Raw genomic sequence first — 17,113 nt, 5'->3', positions numbered from 1 at the left:
CCTTGAACATTCGATCAACGAGAAGATCGACCATTTCAGCGGCTCATCTAGCATTGGTCAGCGTATTTTTTGGGGTGACCGCGTTCTCCGCGCAACCGCTTCCCTCTCCACAGCCCGCTCCAGTTCAATGTCATTCGGCGGAATCCTGTTACCGGCAAGCGTTTAACCCGAATGCAACGGTCAGTGGCTCTGTGCCGCCTGAGTCCTATGCTGTCGCAGGTCTCAAAAAGGTTCTGGCTGAATACCCTGGCACTCCATGGGCGCATCGTGCCGGTGTTCACCTTGGACTTATGCTAAAAGATACGGCACCAGCTGAGGCGATCACCTATTTTCGCGGCGTGAAACACGAATTTCCTCTGTTGGAAGATTATCTGAACTATTGGACAGCCCAAGCCCTACTGAATGCCCGTCAACCACATGAAGCTGCGTTACTGTTCGAGGAAGTGGCCAAGCCAAGTTCTCAATCTCGGTTGCGGAATGATGCGCTGGTCCTTGCAGGGCAGGCACGACGTGATTCGGATAATTGCGAGTCCGCGATGTACTGGTATCGCCAGGTCGTCGAGCGGGCGCCGCAATCTTCTCTGGCCGCGATGGCGTTATTAGAGATTGGTGATTGTCAGGTGTTGCTGAATCAGACAGCTGATGCGCAGAAGACCTTCCGCGAGATCTGGTGGAAGTTTCCATACGAAACTGAAGGGCAGGAAGCTCAGGTACGGCTTGAACAGCTGCCTGAAGCGTTCCAACAAGAGCCCACGCTTGAGGAACAATACCAACACGCGTTGTCGTGGTATAAAGCCGCGCGATTTGAACAGGCTCTGCCGGGATTCCATCTCTATATTCGACAGACATCGCCAGGCAAAGAACGCGATGAGGCCGAGTACAAACTCGGCATGGCTTTCGCCAGCCTGAAACGGTATGACGAGGCGGAAAAAGTCTTCGATCAGGTTGCTCGTTCACAGTCTCGACGGAAACAGGACGGGACCGTTTGGCTCGCCCGGTCCTATCTTCGTCAGGGAAAGGGTCGCGAGGTGCTCGATTTGCAAAAGAAAACGCAGACGCTCGGATTGTCGAAGAACCGACAAGCCCTTCTCCATATATTTGCTGGTGTGTGGTTGAATGATCAGGGAAAGACGGCGGAGGCATTGGAGGCATTTCGAACCGCGTCTCAGGTCGCTCGCTCCGTTGAGAAGCGGCAGGACGCCTTGTGGCGTATGACGTGGATCTACTACGAGCAGAAGCAATATGCTCGAGTGCTGGAAACGTTAGAGACGCTCTTGCGAAGCTCGAAAGACGCGGGGGTTATGATTCGTGCTCAATATTGGAAAGGCCGAGTCTATGAGCAGCTCAAAAAAGACTCTCAAGCGCAGGAGACGTTCCGGAATCTTTGGAAGGACCAGCCATTTACGTATTATGGGCAATTGGCTAAAGCCCGCTTGAGCGAGCCTGTCTCTTCTTCTCCTGTAGGCGTGGTGAAGACCGCCGTTCAACAGGCGTCTTCTGCAACGCAGCCGGACACGCAGCCGGCAATGCAACCGATAGAACCGGACGATCTTCATTTTAAAAAAGCACAGGCGTTAGTGGATTTAGGTCTGTTGCAGGAGGCCACGAAAGAACTGCGGGCGGTTTCCCGACACACAACTTCCAAACAGAGGAATCTTGCGTCTCTTCTCGACGTGGCCCAACAGGCTGGAGCATATGATCTTGGGATCCGTCTTGCGATTCAGCATCACGGATATCAAATGAAGCAGGATCAACTTCCCCGCTCGGCTTATGCTTGGGAAGGCGCCTATCCAACCGGCTATCTCCCCACGATTCAACAGTATGTACCTTCTGGGTTGGACCCATATCTGGTCGCAGGGTTAATTCGGGAAGAAAGTCTCTACGATACCAGGGCGATGTCTCGCGTTGGCGCGCTTGGTTTGATGCAGCTCATGCCAACGACCGCCAGAAAAGTGGCTCTTCGCCTGGGACTGCAAGCTCCTCACCGGGATGACTTGTTTGATGCAGCCATGAATATTCAGCTCGGTTCGACCTATGTCGGTGAACTTTTGGCACAATTTAAGGGGAACATCGTGCATGCTGTGGCCGCGTATAATGCCGGTCCGCATGTTGTGCGGCGATGGATAGCCCAAGATCCTCATGTGGCTCCTGATGAATTCGTCGAACGAATCTCGTACCGAGAAACCCGCGGATACGTGAAGCGGGTTCTGGGGAGTTACCGCGTGTATCGCGCGCTGTTTGATCAATCCTGTCGTGCTGTTTCGCTTGACAGGATGTGTTGAAATTTTTATATTCGGATTCGTCACGTCATCTTTGATTAAGCGAAGGGGGAAGTATGAGCCTGGAGAAAATAGAGGCGCTGGAAGTTCGGGTCAGGAAGCTCGTAGATCTCGTCGTGGAATTGCGCGCTGACAAGGCCTCCCTCGAAGACGAACTGCAGGTTGCGCGAGAGCGTTTAGTGAAACAAGACGAGCTGACCCAGGGGTGGGAAGAAGAGCGAACGAGCATCCGTTCTCGCATCGAAAAGGTCCTCGGTGAACTCGAGTTTCTCGATAATACCAGCCACCACCAGGAGGGATAATGTGAAAAAACACATTGAAGTCGAAGTCTACGGACAACGGTTTTCTCTTCAGGGCGAAGCTGATGAACACTATGTCCAAGAACTCGCGAGTTATGTTGATGAACAGATGCGATCATTGACCCTCAACATGAAAACCTGCACTCCCACGAAATTGGCGATTTTGGCCGCTATCAACATCGCAGATCAATTGTTTCAGCAACGAAACACGCAACGTGCAGGAGAAGTTGAAGTCGAGCGGTTGACGCAAAGCATGCTGGAGCATATTGATCATCAGCTAGAACTGCATCCAGCCTAATCGTACGACACCTCATTCTCATCATTGCGTATTCTCCCCTGGCGTCATGGCCATTAGGAAATCCCAAGACTCTGGTTCAATATCTCTTCGCCTATGAGATGAGATACGTTTCTTATTACAATCATTTAGAGGGTTCTTTAATTCATCTTGAAACCACATGTGTTCATCTGGTAACGTGATTTTGCATACGCTTATTATCATGTTACTGTATCATTAAGAAGACCCTTTTATTCTAAAAAAGGGAAATTTTGGAGGCTGTTTTCGTTACAGCTATGTTGGTAATGGCCAAGATTTTTGGTGTTATGACCCATTTACTGATGGTTCTGAAAAGGCAGTGTGCGAATTCGCGTACAACAAACCTGAAGAATATCGTGAGTCAGTGGCTAAACGGGTCATCTGAAAAAGTATTGATTTTAAAGGAAGTTCAGAATCTTTATCCCGTTTTGCCTTGGCAGAATTCCCTTTTTCCCATGGTTCCTATCAAGGGGTATAACGGCATTCCCCTTCGAGGGAGCCCTTTTCAACGGGTTTGTGTTCGCAGCACTGACATTCCTTTTAACGCTTCCTCTCCACGGCCATCCATTCCAACTTGGCGTAACGTATAACAAGTCCTCTACCAATTTTTGTGTGCTAAGCATCGACTCAAACGAGTCCTAAGGCTAGTAACACAACTCTCCACCACTCTAGAGTGTGGATTTGAAGGAAGGGGGTGGCTGCCATTTTTACCACGATTACCATTTCAATTCTTGTCGGGATTCTGGCGTTAGCCCTCGGCTTCATCCTGAATGGTGTCATTCAGAGAAACCGAGATGAAACGAAACGCTCAGAGGCATTAGAGCAAACTCGTCAGCTGACTCAGAATGCGGAACGAGATGCCGAACGTCTGATTAAAGATGCAAAATTAGAAGCCAAAGACCTCCTCTTTCAGGCTAAATCCGAGATACAACGGCGCGAGAAAGAGACACGGTCTGAATTTCAGTCGACTGAAAAAAAGCTCATCCAGCGTGAGGAAGCATTAGATCGTAAGTATTCGAGCCTAGAAAAACGTGAAGAAGAGACACGACGACGGGAAAAGGTGCTTACGCAAAGGGAAGAAAGCATTACGGATAAAGAAGCAGCGTGCGAGCAGGCTGTACGTGAGCACCGTCAAGCACTCGAACGAGTGGCTGGTATGACCGTCGAAGAAGCCAAACGACAGCTACTCAATGAAATTGAGAGTGAAGCTAAGCTTGACGGTGCGCTGGTCAGCAAGCGAATTCTTGATGAAGCGCGTGAGACTGCTGATCGAGAAGCCCTTGAAATGGTCACGCGCTCTATTCAGCGCATCACCCGGGATTACGTGAATGAAGCGACGATATCCGTTGTCCCTCTGGCAAGCGACGGGATGAAAGGACGTATTATCGGGCGTGAAGGGAGAAACATTCGAGCCTTGGAAGCGGCGACCGGAGTCGACTTAATCATCGATGAAACGCCGGAAGCCGTCATTGTGTCCGGGTTCGATCCGCTTCGACGAGAGGTGGCCAAAATTGCGCTTGAGCGGTTGATGCAAGATGGACGCATACATCCAACACGTATTGAAGAGGTCGTGGAAAAGGTTAAGGGCGAACTGGACAAGTTGATGAGAGATGAAGCTGAAAAAGTGATTTTTGAAGTCGGACTGTCCGATTTTCACCCAGAAATCGTCAAACTGCTCGGTCGTCTCAAGTACAGAACGAGTTATGGACAAAATAACCTCTATCATGCACGAGAGGCTGCCTACATTTGTGGGATCATGGCTTCAGAATTGGGGTTAGACGTCAAGCTCGCCAAACGTGGTGCTTTGCTTCATGATATTGGAAAAGTCGTCAGTCATGAAGAAGAGGGAACCCATGCCATGCTTGGGGCCGAGATGGCTAAAAAATATGGTGAATCGGAGAAGATCGTTAATGCTATCGCGGCCCATCACGAACAGGTTGAACCGATTTGCCCGGAATCCGTGTTAGTGGCGGCAGCAGAGGCTCTTTCGGCAGCACGACCAGGGGCTCGACGTGAAACACTCGAAGCCTATGTCAAACGGTTAGAAAAGTTAGAGTCATTGGCCACTGGGTTTAAGGGGGTGGATAAGGCCTATGCGATTCAAGCTGGACGTGAAATCCGGGTTGTGGTGCGCCAAGGGGAATTAAACGATACGGAAGCATTTACACTTTCCCGTGATCTTGCCAAAAAAATTGAGCAAGAAATGACCTATCCGGGGCAGATTAAGGTCACCGTCATTCGTGAAAACCGGTTTATCGAATTTGCGAAATAGTTTAACGTTGGCAGTGAGCTCATGAAGATACTGTTTATCGGCGACATTATGGGCGAGCCAGGTCGTCGTGTCATCATGAAACGCCTCCACAAGGCGATCGCCCAACATCAGGTCGATTTAGTCATCGGAAATGGAGAGAATGCTGCTGGAGGTTTCGGCATTACTCCGGAAATTGCGCATGAATTATTCGATCTTGGGCTCACCGTCATTACGCTGGGGAATCATGCCTGGGATAAAAAAGAGGCATTAGATTTTATCCGGAAGGATTCGCGCGTGTTGCGTCCAGCCAACTATCCTGATGGCGTTCCCGGTCGCGGGTCGATGATCGTTGAAACGCCATCCGGCGAATCTCTTGGTATCCTTCAGTTAATGGGGCGAGTATTCATGCCTATCCTGGATTGTCCGTTTCGTGTCGCCGAGCGGGAAGTACAAGTGCTCCGGGAGCGGACTCAGGCTATCGTCGTCGATATGCATGCCGAAACGACATCCGAGAAGATGGCGATGGGCCATTTTCTGGATGGAAAAGTCTCAGCTGTGGTGGGGACTCATACGCATGTTCAGACAGCCGATGAACAAATCCTTCCCAAGGGCACCGCGTACCTCACGGACCTTGGGATGACTGGGCCTTCTCATTCGGTGATCGGGATGAAGCCCGAGAGTGTGATCGAAAAATTTCTCCTTCAAATGCCCAGACGATTTGAAGTAGCTCGAGGTCCGGCTGTCTTGTGTGCGGCACTGATCGAGGTCGATGCCATGACCGGGAAAGCGGTCAGCATCGAGCGAATGCAGATCCATGAATAGGGTCGCGGTTCATTGCTGAATCTTCTCTCCCGCATTCTGACTGTTTCCGAGCTGACCAGCCAGGTTCGCAGAGTCTTAGAAGGTCAATTCCCCGTCGTATTGGTGGAAGGCCAAATTTCCAATTTACGACGTCCCTCGTCTGGCCATCAGTACTTCACCCTCAAAGATCCATCTAGTCAAATACGCGTTGTCCTATTTCGCGGGGTTGCTCAACATCTTCCTTTCGTCCTCGAAGAAGGCCTAGAGGTGATCATTCGTGGCGCGGTCACTGTCTATGAATCACGGGGCGACTATCAGGTTATTCTGGAGGCGGTGGAACCAAAAGGAATTGGTGCGCTTCAGTTGGCCTTCGAACAATTGAAAGGCAAACTGGAACGTGAGGGTATCTTTGACCTGGTTCGTAAACGACCTCTTCCATTTTTTCCTTCCCAAATAGGGATCGTGACGTCTCAGCAGGGTGCAGCTCTTTATGACATGTTGAGTATTCTTCACCGGCGATGCCCAACAATCCCGATCCTGATACATCCTGTGCTGGTCCAAGGAGAAGGCGCTTCCAAGCAGATCGCAGAGGCTATCCGTACGCTAAACTCTAGGAAGGGTGTGGATGTCCTCATTGTGGGGAGAGGGGGAGGTTCACTCGAAGATCTCTGGGCCTTTAATGAGGAAGAGGTCGTCCGTGCCATTGCCGATTCCGCTATTCCTGTCATTTCCGCCGTTGGACACGAAACCGATGTCACGTTGGCCGATCTTGCAGCCGATGTTCGTGCGCCAACTCCTTCTGCGGCCGCGGAAATAGTGGCTCCGTCTCAAGAGGAGCTTCATCTCCAAGCTCGGCAGCTTCAGCGGCGTGTCATTCAAGCGACACGGCATGTACTGGAACGTTGTCGACATCAAGCCAAGGTGGTACGATCCTCTCTCCCTGATCCCGCTATCTGGTTCTTTCGGTATGGCCAAAGAGTTGATGAGTTAGAAACTCGCCTTCGATTCCAAGTACAAGATTTTCACCAACGTCTTCGTCTTTGTTTCTCATCCCTCGAATCGGGATTGTTAGGGAATACGCCACATCATCAGATTCGGCGTGGGCGACAACTTGTTCCTCAGCTTTGGATGCGAATGACGGGAGGGATACGAGCTGTGTTAAAAGAACAGAGGCAACAAAGCGAGGGGGTGATCACCGTGCTGCACGCGCTGAGTCCGTTAACGGTAGTGACTCGTGGATATAGTATCGTGGAAACATGTGATGGAAAGACGTTGGTGCGCACCGTGCACGACGTGTCAATCGGGGATTTTCTGAATGTCAAACTGGTTGATGGCAGTGTCAAGTGTCTTGTCAAGGATGTCATGAAGGATTCGCCTGTTTCTGTTCCTTGACCCGTATTGACGTGAAGGTATAATGCGGTATGGCATCTCGTCAGGACGCGGCTAGCTTCTTCCATTCTTAGCGGACGGTGACGGATGGGATTCATGATTTTGGGAAAGACTAAACTTATATGGCAGCTCAGAAATTTGAACAAGCGTTAGCAAGACTTGAAACCATCGTGACGGAATTAGAACGTGGGGAGTTGCCGTTAGATGAGTCGTTAAAGATTTTCGAGGAAGGCATCAAATTATCAAAAACCTGTTTGAAGGTTCTTGATGATGCCGAACGGAAGGTCGAAATTCTCGTACGTGACAAAGATGGGAAGAAACGAATTCAGGCTTTCTCGGATGGCGATATGGAATCCGAGGCCTCAGATGTTCCCCAATCATGACATTTTACATATTTCTGTCATTCGTCCCATTACGTTCTTCGCGCTATCTTGTCGAGTTGCCTTGCAGTGAATGGTCGAGATCGAGTGGCCAAACGGCAGCGTCTTGATCAAGAGTTAGTGTCTCGTGGATTAGTCGCCAATCGGGAACAGGCTCACCGATACATCCTGGCTGGCCGTGTATCGGTCGATGGTGTCATCGTCGATAAGCGGGCAAAGCTGGTTGAACGGGCATCGACTGTCAATCTGAATTTGCCTCGCACGACCTATGTGAGTCGAGCCGGTGAAAAGCTCGCGGCAGCCCTTGACTTCTTCGATATTCACTGCGCAGAAAAAGTCGCCATGGATGTTGGTGCCTCCACCGGAGGGTTTACGGATTGTTTGTTGCAGAATGGAGTCGCAAAAGTCTATGCGATTGATGTGGGGTATGGACAATTAGACTGGAAGCTTCGGGAAGACCCGAGAGTACTCGTCCATGAACGGTGCAATATCCGTTATTTGTCAAAGGAAGACATTCACGATCAAATTGAGTTGGCTGTGATCGACGTGTCATTTATTTCCTTGCGAATCGTCCTGCCAAGCGTGCTGAAATTTTTGGGAAAGGCCGCATCAATCGTGATGTTGGTGAAACCGCAGTTCGAAGTCGGGAAAGGACAGGTGGGACGCGGAGGGATTGTTCGAGAAGACGACAAACGAGCACAAGTCAAAGATGAGCTCATCGCCTTCGCGAAAACCCTGGGGCTCTCCGTAATGGGCATGATGGACTCTCCGGTTTTAGGCCGAAAAGGCAATCGAGAAATGCTGATGGCCGTAAACACACGGCCTGAACCGTAGTGTAAAAATAGGGAATGTCGTTGGCATGAACTTTCTGGAGGAATCGCATGTCTAGGAATGTGTTGGTCACAGGAGGCGCAGGGTTTATCGGTTCTCATGTTGTTGATCGTTTGGTCCAAGAAGGGTACCACGTGTCCGTGATCGACAATCTATCATCAGGCAAACGAAAAAATGTCAATAAGAAGGCGAAGCTCTATAAAATGGACATTCAAAGTCGGAGTATCGATCGGGTTCTTCGCACACAACGGCCGACGACGATTATCCATTTGGCGGCACAGATGAATGTCCGGCTTTCTACGGAAGATCCCACTTTTGACGCCTCGGTGAATATTCTCGGGACGATCAATCTGTTGAAGCATGCCATACGACATGGTGTCCGAAAAGTTTCGTTTGCCTCTTCCGGGGGAGCTGTGTATGGAGAGCAGGAAGTGTTTCCGGCTTCGGAGTCGCATCGGACAGACCCTCTGTCTCCCTATGGAATTAGTAAGTTGGCGGGGGAAAAATATCTAGCCTATTATGCGCATGAGCAGGGTATTCGATACGTCGCCCTTCGTTTTGGAAATGTCTACGGGCCACGACAAGAGGCGGAAGGCGAAGCTGGGGTCATCGCGATTTTTTCCAAAAAAATGTTGAAAGGTGAGCAGCCCATGATCAACGGGACCGGGAAGCAGACACGGGATTTCGTGTATGTCGACGACGTCGTGGAGTCGATCATGGCGACATTCGGTCAGGATATCCAAGGGATCTACAATGTTGGGACCGGGCAGGAGACGACGGTGAACGAATGTTACCGGCTTTTAAAAGAATTCACAAAATCGGACTGCAAAGACCTCTATGGCCCTGCCAAAAAAGGCGAACAGCTTCGAAGTGTCTTGGATGTAAGCAAACTCCGGGAAGAATTCGGGTGGGATGCCAATGTGTCTTTGGCAGACGGGCTGTCACAAACTGTCGAGTATTTTAAATCATAGTGTCTGAGCCGGACCTCCTAAACGCGCCGGGGCCGTCATTGGCTCAGAGTGTTTAGTAGCGCGGCACGGAGCTGTCGATTTCAACGGACCAGGCATCGATTCCTCCTACAAGATTCTTGACATTGGAGAAACCCTGCTGGAGCAGGAATCCCATGGCGTCCGCGCTGCGCATGCCCTTATGGCACATCGCGATGATCTCGCGATTCGGATCAAGCTGGTCGAGAGAAGTTGGCAGCGTTCCGAGGGGAATGAGGACCGATCCATCAATCTTTGCTAGGGAAAACTCATGAGGCTCCCGTACATCCAGAATAAAAAGATCCTCTCCTTTATCTAACCGATCCTTGAGTTCTCGAACTGTTATCGTATAGCTCATGGGGCACATCCTCCTTTACAATGGAGCTTCATGATATCCGCGGGGTTTGAACCCTGTCAACGAGAAGACCAGCACAATCGCAACGCTCGGGCACGTGAATACCAGAGAAACGTGACGGCAGAGGAACAAGAGGCGACACATGCAAGCATCTCCCAATATAACGGTCGAACGTATCGCGGCCTATGTCGGTCAGGAAGTCAAACTTAAGGGGTGGTTGCGTCGTCGTCGATCCAAGGGCAAGATCCACTTTTTGGTCCTGCGCGATGGCACTGGCGATGTTCAGGCTGTCGTAAACAAGGCGACGATTGAGCCTGAACATTTTGAACGTTCGGCTCAACTCACCCAGGAATCCTCAATTATGTTGACCGGAGTCCCGAGGGAAGAGCCCAGAGCCACGGGGGGATATGAAATTGATGTGACAGGGATCGAGATCGTCCAGCTGGCTGACCCGTTTCCCATTCAACCGAAGGAGCACAGTGTTGGATTTTTAATGGAGCACCGTCATTTGTGGTTGCGTTCAAGGCGTCAACATGCCGTCTTGAGAATTCGGCATGAAATTATTCGCGCTTGTCGGGACTTCTTTGATGATCGGGACTTTACGTTGATCGACACGCCCATTTTTACACCGAATGCTTGTGAGGGGACGACCACGTTATTTCAGACACAATACTTCGATCAAACGGCCTATTTGGCACAAAGCGGGCAGCTGTACAGCGAAGCGGCGGCAGCCGCGTTCGGGAAGGTGTATTGCTTTGGACCGACCTTCCGGGCCGAGAAATCCAAAACCCGGCGGCACTTGATGGAGTTTTGGATGGTTGAACCGGAAATGGCTTTTGCCGAACTGTCTGATGCAATGGATCTTGCGGAAGGCCTTCTGACGAGTGTTGTCGAACGAGTCTTGGCACGCCGTCGGGAAGAGCTGGAAATATTAGAACGGGATGTTTCGAAACTTGAAGCGGTAGTGCCGCCGTTAGCGCGGGTGACCTATGAAGAAGCGATTCAGTTATTGCAGGGCAAAGGCGTTTCGATTCAGTTCGGCGAAGATTTTGGTGGGGATGATGAAACTGTTTTGGCGTCCTCATTCGATAAACCTGTTATCGTGCATCGCTATCCAGCCGCCATCAAGGCCTTTTATATGGAGCCGGATCCTGCCTCTCCTAACCTGGCCCTGTGTATGGATGTGTTGGCTCCCGAAGGATATGGTGAGATCATCGGAGGCGGACAGCGAATTCATGACTATGACACGCTGCTCGCACGAATCCAGGAACATCAACTTCCGGAAGAAGCCTTTCGATGGTATCTCGATATTCGCAAATATGGGTCGGTGCCGCATGCCGGGTTTGGAATGGGTATAGAGCGGGTTGTCGCATGGATTTGCGGGTTAGAGCATGTCCGGGAAACGATTCCTTTTCCCCGTATGCTCTATACGCTTTATCCATAAAGCGCGTGACGAAGAGGTATCGCCTGTATGCCATACATATTCCTGATCATGATCTGCTTCAGCATCATAAGCCCCGTGTCGGCTGCTGAATACCTCTATATCGCTTCCGGCAATACGCTTCAAGTGAAACTCATCGATCAACAGACGGGAAAATTACGAGAACACCAGACGAATCCACTCAAAGGGGCGGGCCCGATCACGTTTTCTCCAGATCACCGGTTCCTCTATATCCTGGCCCGAATGCCCTCGCCTGAGCACCAATACTCGATAGCCACGTATCGAATCGATCATGAAGGGAAGCTGACGCGCCTCCAGAACGCCCCCATTCGGGTGCGTACGACTTACTTGCAAGCGGATGCCAATGGCCAGTACCTCATCGGAAGTCATTACGACGATGGAAAAATGTCAGTCTGGAAATTAACGAATGGCGTGTATCAAGGCCAACTGGTTCAAGAGCTCACGCTGGAAAAAAAAGCTCACGCGGCGGTGTTCTCTCGGGATAACCGGTATATCTTAGTCCCTGCGACTGGTCCCAATAAGGTTTTTCAAATCAGATTCGATGAAAAAACAGGAGCGGTTGTTCCGAATGTCCCTCCCATGGCCAATGGCCCGGATGTGGGCGCGCGTCAGCCGAGACACCTTGTTTTTAATCGTAGACTCAATGTGGCGTACACCACTCAAGAACGAATGAATCCCGGCGTGGCGATGTGGGAATGGGATCCGGACAAGGGGCTGCTCGAGCTCATTCAGCAGATCGTGACCACGAAGAAAGATGTTGAAAGCATCACCACAGCGGATCTCCATATTACCCCGGATAATACATTCCTCTATATCTCGAGTCGGGATGAAAACCGTGAACGAAACCGTATCATTGGATTTCGAATCGATCCGGAGGATGGCCGGTTACATGTCATCGGGCAGTTTCCGAGTGAACATATCCCTCGCTCCTTCTGTATCAGTAAGTCTGGAAAATTTCTCTATGTGGCGGGAAAGGGTGAAGCGAAACTCGGAGTTTATCGGATCGACCCTGACAATGGACATCTGAAAAAAGTGGCGCAATACGAAACCGGTTTGTATCCCTATTGGGTCACGACGTTGGTCAAGTAGCCCAGTCTTCCCCGATCATGGAATTCCGTCGTTCATGGGATCCTGTCTTCCAGCACAGCCTTCACGGACCCGACGATCACTTTTGCCTGCATCATCACAGGAATCCGGTCTTGGTCGTTGGTCAACCAGAAGTGGAAATTGCCTTCGTTCGCAAAAATTCCACGAAAGGGCATGACCGCTTCGCATCGAATCACCTCCGCCTCTCCCCACGGGCCTGACATTCGCTCGATTTCTTCAACATTGATCGCGATATCGTAATTCTTCTTGTCATGGTGGACGTGTAACGCGATGGAACGTCCGGGCGTAAGATCCTGGAGTGTGCGTACATAATAGAGAAAAGACAGCGGTCCGTGGGTGTGAGGAGAAATGGACATGGTGCTCGCTTGGCTATTCTTGATGATCGAGACGACTTTCTGTTCATGGTGAAACGTCATGTCAAAGTCTTCGTAGTCATTTCCTTCGCGCCGCTGAAACATGACATGGCGGGGCAAGAATGTGTCGGGATGAATCGACGACTTTACGACGTTATGGACGGGAAAGAACAGCGAAATGAAATCATTGGAATGGGCTGTGGACTTCAGGCGAAGTTGCGGTCCTCTCTGAGCGGTCAGCTCATAGTTGGCCTGGAGGGTTCCTGTGCCTGCAGGCAAGCCCCATAATGAAATCGTGTAGTGGAATGACTCATGGTCTTTTCGCGGCCGTGAGCCATCACTGTCTCCGGCTGAGATCAGGTTTGGCGAAACAAGGCATGACGAGACCACGCACAGGATCGAAAGATGCCGGACTCCACACGAAAACATCGATCAATCATACTTTATGGACTGCGACATGTCAGGCTCTTAGATCACATCATGGGTGGTTGACCTGCACGACAGCTTCTTCAGTATCTGGCGGAAGTCTGGCGGTGCAGATGGTCTCCAATGTAGTCACCGCTCTTGAGTCTGTCGAGTGTTCGCAATCACCATACGTAGACCCTGTGTGGCATACGGGATGGGCAACGACCACTTCTTCCCATTCGATGCATTTTCCCAGTGCGCATCCAGATAAGACCCCGTAGAAAAGAAGCGTGGCCATGATGTGGAGGTTTCCCCCTGGTTGAGTTGCCTTATTTATCATAATTTCCCTCCTATCCGCTCATCTTCAGGCATGTATGAAGCCCATGCCTGAAGCGACCAAATTCTTCAATAGCGTTTTTCTCGATGAATTGTTCTTACCCGTTGAATGTTGCACTCCCTATGCCATGCCATTTGAAGATCATATGAGTCATTCTGCTTTGGGGGGACAGGGGGAATTTCGAAAAGAAAATCAGGATAACTGGAGCAGACAAAAGTTGTGGGAATTAGAAAGGCGAAGAAGTGAAGGCCGTGACAGATGCAAGATGTATCGGTTGAGATAACAGTCATTCATGATGAAGGCAAGGAAGGAGGAAGGGCAATTGAACCTTTTTCAGGATAATGAACAAAAAATAGAAGGTCTCTACATAAATACTAATACCTATACAATCAGGCATTTGGTCATGCCTGAAAAAGTGAGGAGAGGGTAAATATGCTAAGGCAATGGTCAGCCGATCAGCTTGACAACTTGAGAGCACACCGTATAATGCTTTGTGAATGAAAGTAGAGAAATATGGACGGATATGGTGAGTAATTTAGAAAAGTGGTAAATGAAGAAAAGCACTTTGTTTTCAAGCATGAACACGTCTCAGTCCTTGTTAATGAAGTAATTTACTGGATCTCACCGAGTTCAGGCAAGTCATATATCGACTGTACGTTGGGGATGAGTGGGATAGCAAAAAAAATTCTAGATTTGAGTAATCCTGACGGTAAATTATTAGGAATTGATACGGACTCCATGGCCATTGAAAAGGGGAAGAAGGTTCTCGATGCCTATGGGAGTCGAGTCGAGCTCAGGCATGGTAGTTATGACTACCTCAAATCTCTTGCCACGCAATCTGGATTTTCAGACGTTGATGGAATCGTGTTCGATCTTGGAGTCTCTACTCCACAGTTGATGGATGCCGAGCGAGGCTTCAGTTTTATGAATGATGGCCCATTGGATATGCGGATGGATCAATCATCCGGAATAACGGCTGAGGAGTTTCTCGCTCGGGTATCCGAGAAAGAATTAGAGCATGTTCTTCGAGAGTATGGAGAAGAGCGTTTTGCCAGAAGGATCGCTCGAGCCATCGTCGAGACTCGTCAGACGCCGATCAAAACGACGAAGGGCCTTTCTGAAATCATTCGACGTGCCATTCCCGTTCCTGCCCGACGAGGACGCATCCACTACGCCACTCGAACATTTCAGGCTCTTCGGATCGTCGTCAATCAGGAATTGAAGGGGTTAGCCGGTGCCTTACGGGATGCCAGTAGGCTTCTGCGTCCCGGAGGACGCCTGTGCGTCATCGCCTTTCATTCCTTGGAGGATAGAATCGTCAAGCAAACGTTCCGTGAGTTGTCCGCCAAGCCTGCTCCGACGGTGAATATCCTGACTAAGAAGCCGATCACCCCAAGCCGTGAAGAACAACTGCATAACCCTCGTTCCCGTAGCGCCAAGCTGCGAGTCGTTGAGCGTCTCGGGATGGCCAACACATGAAACGAAGCGGTTTTACGATGATGGTCGTGTTCTTCGGCGCGATTGGTCTGTTGTACGTGTGGATGCGGGTCGACCTGTTACGGGTTGGTCGTGATATTGAACGATTGAAGCAGCAGGAGGTCGCGCTTGAACACCGGAGGGAGGCTTTGCAACTGCGGTTCTCACAGTTAACAGCTCCCCGAATCATTGCCGAAGCAGCAAGATCGGAATTTAAATTGGAGATGCCTCGACCAGGGCAAGTGGTCATGGTGGCCACTGAAACAGCCGTGGCAACGAATCAGGGAAAGCTTCGAAAGCCTATGGAAGTGGCGCAACGTTCGCTTCGCGAGGAATGACGTATGAACATAACTCCTGACGGTGTCAGTCAGTCATGCCGTGTTCGTACGGCCATCGTGTGTTTAGGGTTTCTGGTTGGATTCACGATTATTTTTTCACGTCTATTTTTTTTGCAAGTCGTTCAGTCCAACAAAGGAGCGCTTCAAGCGCAAGGCCAGCATTTCGAGTCGATTGAAGTCAAGGGCAATCGTGGTCTCATCGTCGATCGTCATGGGAGTACCTATGCGATCAATGTTGACGCTCCCTCTGTCTACGCCCGAAAAAAGGACATACAACAGCAAGCCCATGTCCTCAGAAAGTTATCAACTTTGATCGATGTTCCCGTTTCCTCCCTCCGGAAAAAAATGAAGGGTAAGGGTTCATCCATTCAATTGAAGCGAAAGTTGACGTCTAAGGAAGTGGAGGCTATTCAGGCGTCGAACTTGCCAGGGATTACGGTGAAAATGGAATCGCAGCGGTTCTATCCCAAAGGAACATCGTTGGCGCATCTCCTGGGATTTGCCGGGCGGGACAGTCAAGGTCTGGAGGGGTTGGAGTGGCATTTTGACTCCTATTTACAGGGCAAAAAACAAACGGTGCAATTCCAGCGCGACGCCTCCAGGGGAAGAATCGCGTTGGTCAGTGATCACGGTTTGCGTCCGTATCAAGGATTTCGCATTACCCTGACGATTGATGAAGTGATTCAATTCATCGCTGAGCAGGAGTTGGACGATGCCATGCGTCGAACCAAAGCCAAACGGGGGACGGTTCTCATTATGGATCCAAACACCGGCGCCATCCTTGCGTGGGCGCTTCGGCCGGTGTTTGATCCGAACCACTACCAAGATTGGCCTCGAGAGCTCTATGTCAATCGTGCCGTGACGGATCCGTACGAACCAGGTTCGACCCTGAAAGTTTTGCTCGCAGCCGCCGCGCTCAACGAAGGGAAAAAGACCCCTGACGAGCTGATCTACTGTGGTGATGGGGAGATGTCGATCGCGGGAACGAAGATGCATGATCTGAAGCAGCATGGATGGATGACCTTGAAAGAGGCGGTGACCCATTCCAGTAATATTTGCATGGTCAAAGTGGCGCTCTCATTGGGGGCGGAAAAGGTTTATGACTACCTCAGAGCGTTTGGGTTTGGTCAAAAAACGGAGATAGACCTTCCTGGTGAGTCGGCGGGCTTACTGAAGGCGATCGACGATTGGGATGGCCTGACCCTTTCATCCCTCGCAATCGGACAAGGAATCAGTGTCACTCCTATTCAACTGTTAACCGCCATCTCGGCCGTGGCGAATGGCGGTTCACTCTACCGACCCTTTGTGGTGTCGCGTGTTGAAGATCCAAGAGGAAACCTGGTCATGGAGCAGAACGTCCAAATGCGGCGTGAGCCGATTACCTATGAGACGTCTGAAATGCTCAAGGAGATGCTCGCGAATGTCGTAAGCCAGGGCACCGGAAAACAAGCGGCGCTCATGGATTACGAGGTAGGCGGTAAGACCGGGACAGCGCAGAAGGCGAAGAAGGGAGCACGTGGCTATTCATCGACAAAATTCATCGGATCCTTCGTCGGGTTCGTTCCCGTGGATCAACCGCAATTAGCCATTCTTGTCGTGATCGATGAACCCGAAGGCAAAGGATATGGGGGGGAAGTGGCAGCCCCCGTGTTCCGGAAAGTAGCGGAAAAATCCTTGCAGCATTTGATGATTGCCCCAAAGCATGGTGGCTTCGTAAGAGTGGCTGGCCTCTTTTAGAGGCGCGAGAGAAA

17 protein-coding genes are annotated in these 17,113 nt (G+C 50.5%); 14 read left to right on the top strand and 3 right to left on the bottom strand.

The annotated features are described in order from the left end of the window. Nucleotides 1-2 precede the first annotated feature (2 nt). The 9 genes from MRJ96_03415 (at nucleotide 3) to MRJ96_03375 (ending at nucleotide 9,514) form a co-directional block, all read left to right on the top strand. Nucleotides 3-2,282 (top strand): transglycosylase SLT domain-containing protein, encoded by a 2,280-nt coding sequence (locus tag MRJ96_03415; protein ID MDR4500487.1) that lies wholly within the window; start codon nucleotides 3-5, stop codon nucleotides 2,280-2,282. Between the two features lie 53 nt (nucleotides 2,283-2,335). After that, nucleotides 2,336-2,581 carry a cell division protein ZapB gene (locus MRJ96_03410; GenBank protein ID MDR4500486.1) on the top strand — a complete coding sequence of 82 codons (246 nt, stop codon included), beginning with the start codon at nucleotides 2,336-2,338 and terminating at the stop codon, nucleotides 2,579-2,581. Between the two features lies 1 nt (nucleotide 2,582). Further along, nucleotides 2,583-2,876, top strand: a complete 294-nt coding sequence (locus MRJ96_03405) for a cell division protein ZapA (GenBank protein ID MDR4500485.1) — start codon at nucleotides 2,583-2,585, stop codon at nucleotides 2,874-2,876. 709 nt (nucleotides 2,877-3,585) lie between these two features. Then, on the top strand, nucleotides 3,586-5,163 hold the full coding sequence (gene rny, locus MRJ96_03400; protein MDR4500484.1) for a ribonuclease Y: 1,578 nt from the start codon (nucleotides 3,586-3,588) through the stop codon (nucleotides 5,161-5,163). Between the two features lie 21 nt (nucleotides 5,164-5,184). Next, on the top strand, nucleotides 5,185-5,964 hold the full coding sequence (locus MRJ96_03395; GenBank protein MDR4500483.1) for a TIGR00282 family metallophosphoesterase: 780 nt from the start codon (nucleotides 5,185-5,187) through the stop codon (nucleotides 5,962-5,964). A 12-nt stretch (nucleotides 5,965-5,976) separates the two neighbouring features. Next, nucleotides 5,977-7,335 carry an exodeoxyribonuclease VII large subunit gene (gene xseA / locus MRJ96_03390; protein MDR4500482.1) on the top strand — a complete coding sequence of 453 codons (1,359 nt, stop codon included), beginning with the start codon at nucleotides 5,977-5,979 and terminating at the stop codon, nucleotides 7,333-7,335. Nucleotides 7,336-7,454: 119 nt separating this feature from the next. Further along, a complete protein-coding gene (xseB, locus tag MRJ96_03385; protein MDR4500481.1) occupies nucleotides 7,455-7,715 on the top strand; it encodes an exodeoxyribonuclease VII small subunit in 261 nt (86 codons plus the stop codon). A gap of 66 nt (nucleotides 7,716-7,781) precedes the next feature. Further along, nucleotides 7,782-8,546: a TlyA family RNA methyltransferase gene (locus tag MRJ96_03380; GenBank protein MDR4500480.1), complete on the top strand. Its 765-nt coding sequence runs from the start codon at nucleotides 7,782-7,784 to the stop codon at nucleotides 8,544-8,546. Between the two features lie 47 nt (nucleotides 8,547-8,593). Continuing rightward, the gene (locus MRJ96_03375; GenBank protein ID MDR4500479.1) at nucleotides 8,594-9,514 is read left to right on the top strand and encodes a GDP-mannose 4,6-dehydratase; all 921 of its coding nucleotides are present in this window, start codon (nucleotides 8,594-8,596) and stop codon (nucleotides 9,512-9,514) included. A 52-nt stretch (nucleotides 9,515-9,566) separates the two neighbouring features. Here the strand turns inward: MRJ96_03375 and MRJ96_03370 are convergent, their stop codons facing one another. Then, a complete protein-coding gene (locus tag MRJ96_03370; protein MDR4500478.1) occupies nucleotides 9,567-9,887 on the bottom strand; it encodes a rhodanese in 321 nt (106 codons plus the stop codon). A gap of 139 nt (nucleotides 9,888-10,026) precedes the next feature. Between MRJ96_03370 and asnS the strand changes: the two genes are divergently transcribed. Beyond that, nucleotides 10,027-11,328, top strand: coding sequence for an asparagine--tRNA ligase (gene asnS, locus MRJ96_03365; protein ID MDR4500477.1), 1,302 nt, complete (start codon nucleotides 10,027-10,029; stop codon nucleotides 11,326-11,328). Between the two features lie 27 nt (nucleotides 11,329-11,355). Continuing rightward, a complete protein-coding gene (locus MRJ96_03360; GenBank protein MDR4500476.1) occupies nucleotides 11,356-12,435 on the top strand; it encodes a beta-propeller fold lactonase family protein in 1,080 nt (359 codons plus the stop codon). Between the two features lie 32 nt (nucleotides 12,436-12,467). On the opposite strand, the gene MRJ96_03355 is transcribed toward MRJ96_03360, so the two are convergent. Further along, nucleotides 12,468-13,235: a DUF3108 domain-containing protein gene (locus MRJ96_03355; protein ID MDR4500475.1), complete on the bottom strand. Its 768-nt coding sequence runs from the start codon at nucleotides 13,233-13,235 to the stop codon at nucleotides 12,468-12,470. A 49-nt stretch (nucleotides 13,236-13,284) separates the two neighbouring features. Further along, complete coding sequence (locus MRJ96_03350) at nucleotides 13,285-13,551, bottom strand: hypothetical protein (protein MDR4500474.1); 267 nt, start codon at nucleotides 13,549-13,551, stop codon at nucleotides 13,285-13,287. Between the two features lie 540 nt (nucleotides 13,552-14,091). Between MRJ96_03350 and rsmH the strand changes: the two genes are divergently transcribed. The 3 genes from rsmH to MRJ96_03335 are packed head-to-tail and all read left to right on the top strand — an operon-like array spanning nucleotide 14,092 to nucleotide 17,099. After that, a complete protein-coding gene (gene rsmH / locus MRJ96_03345; GenBank protein ID MDR4500473.1) occupies nucleotides 14,092-15,027 on the top strand; it encodes a 16S rRNA (cytosine(1402)-N(4))-methyltransferase RsmH in 936 nt (311 codons plus the stop codon). Then, nucleotides 15,024-15,362: a cell division protein FtsL gene (locus MRJ96_03340; GenBank protein MDR4500472.1), complete on the top strand. Its 339-nt coding sequence runs from the start codon at nucleotides 15,024-15,026 to the stop codon at nucleotides 15,360-15,362. The genes rsmH and MRJ96_03340 overlap by 4 nt, the downstream gene beginning before the upstream one ends. Nucleotides 15,363-15,365: 3 nt before the next feature. After that, nucleotides 15,366-17,099 (top strand): penicillin-binding protein 2, encoded by a 1,734-nt coding sequence (locus tag MRJ96_03335; GenBank protein ID MDR4500471.1) that lies wholly within the window; start codon nucleotides 15,366-15,368, stop codon nucleotides 17,097-17,099. Nucleotides 17,100-17,113 lie beyond the last annotated feature (14 nt).

This window comes from Nitrospirales bacterium, from assembly GCA_031315865.1.
GTDB lineage: Bacteria > Nitrospirota > Nitrospiria > Nitrospirales > UBA8639 > JAGQKC01.
The sequence above is the reverse complement of the archived record's forward strand: the minus strand, read 5'-3'. Positions and strand labels throughout refer to the sequence as shown.

What these genes read in the sequence shown, in the direction of transcription:
- MRJ96_03410 (MDR4500486.1), top strand. Translation starts at nt 2,336, where the DNA reads ATGAGCCTGGAGAAAATAGAGGCGCTGGAAGTTCGGGTCAGGAAGCTC.
- MRJ96_03395 (MDR4500483.1), top strand. Translation starts at nt 5,185, where the DNA reads ATGAAGATACTGTTTATCGGCGACATTATGGGCGAGCCAGGTCGTCGT.
- xseB (MDR4500481.1), top strand. Translation starts at nt 7,455, where the DNA reads ATGGCAGCTCAGAAATTTGAACAAGCGTTAGCAAGACTTGAAACCATC.
- MRJ96_03375 (MDR4500479.1), top strand. Translation starts at nt 8,594, where the DNA reads ATGTCTAGGAATGTGTTGGTCACAGGAGGCGCAGGGTTTATCGGTTCT.
- MRJ96_03370 (MDR4500478.1), bottom strand. Translation starts at nt 9,887, where the DNA reads ATGAGCTATACGATAACAGTTCGAGAACTCAAGGATCGGTTAGATAAA.
- asnS (MDR4500477.1), top strand. Translation starts at nt 10,027, where the DNA reads ATGCAAGCATCTCCCAATATAACGGTCGAACGTATCGCGGCCTATGTC.
- MRJ96_03360 (MDR4500476.1), top strand. Translation starts at nt 11,356, where the DNA reads ATGCCATACATATTCCTGATCATGATCTGCTTCAGCATCATAAGCCCC.
- MRJ96_03355 (MDR4500475.1), bottom strand. Translation starts at nt 13,235, where the DNA reads ATGTTTTCGTGTGGAGTCCGGCATCTTTCGATCCTGTGCGTGGTCTCG.
- MRJ96_03350 (MDR4500474.1), bottom strand. Translation starts at nt 13,551, where the DNA reads ATGATAAATAAGGCAACTCAACCAGGGGGAAACCTCCACATCATGGCC.
- MRJ96_03340 (MDR4500472.1), top strand. Translation starts at nt 15,024, where the DNA reads ATGAAACGAAGCGGTTTTACGATGATGGTCGTGTTCTTCGGCGCGATT.
- MRJ96_03335 (MDR4500471.1), top strand. Translation starts at nt 15,366, where the DNA reads ATGAACATAACTCCTGACGGTGTCAGTCAGTCATGCCGTGTTCGTACG.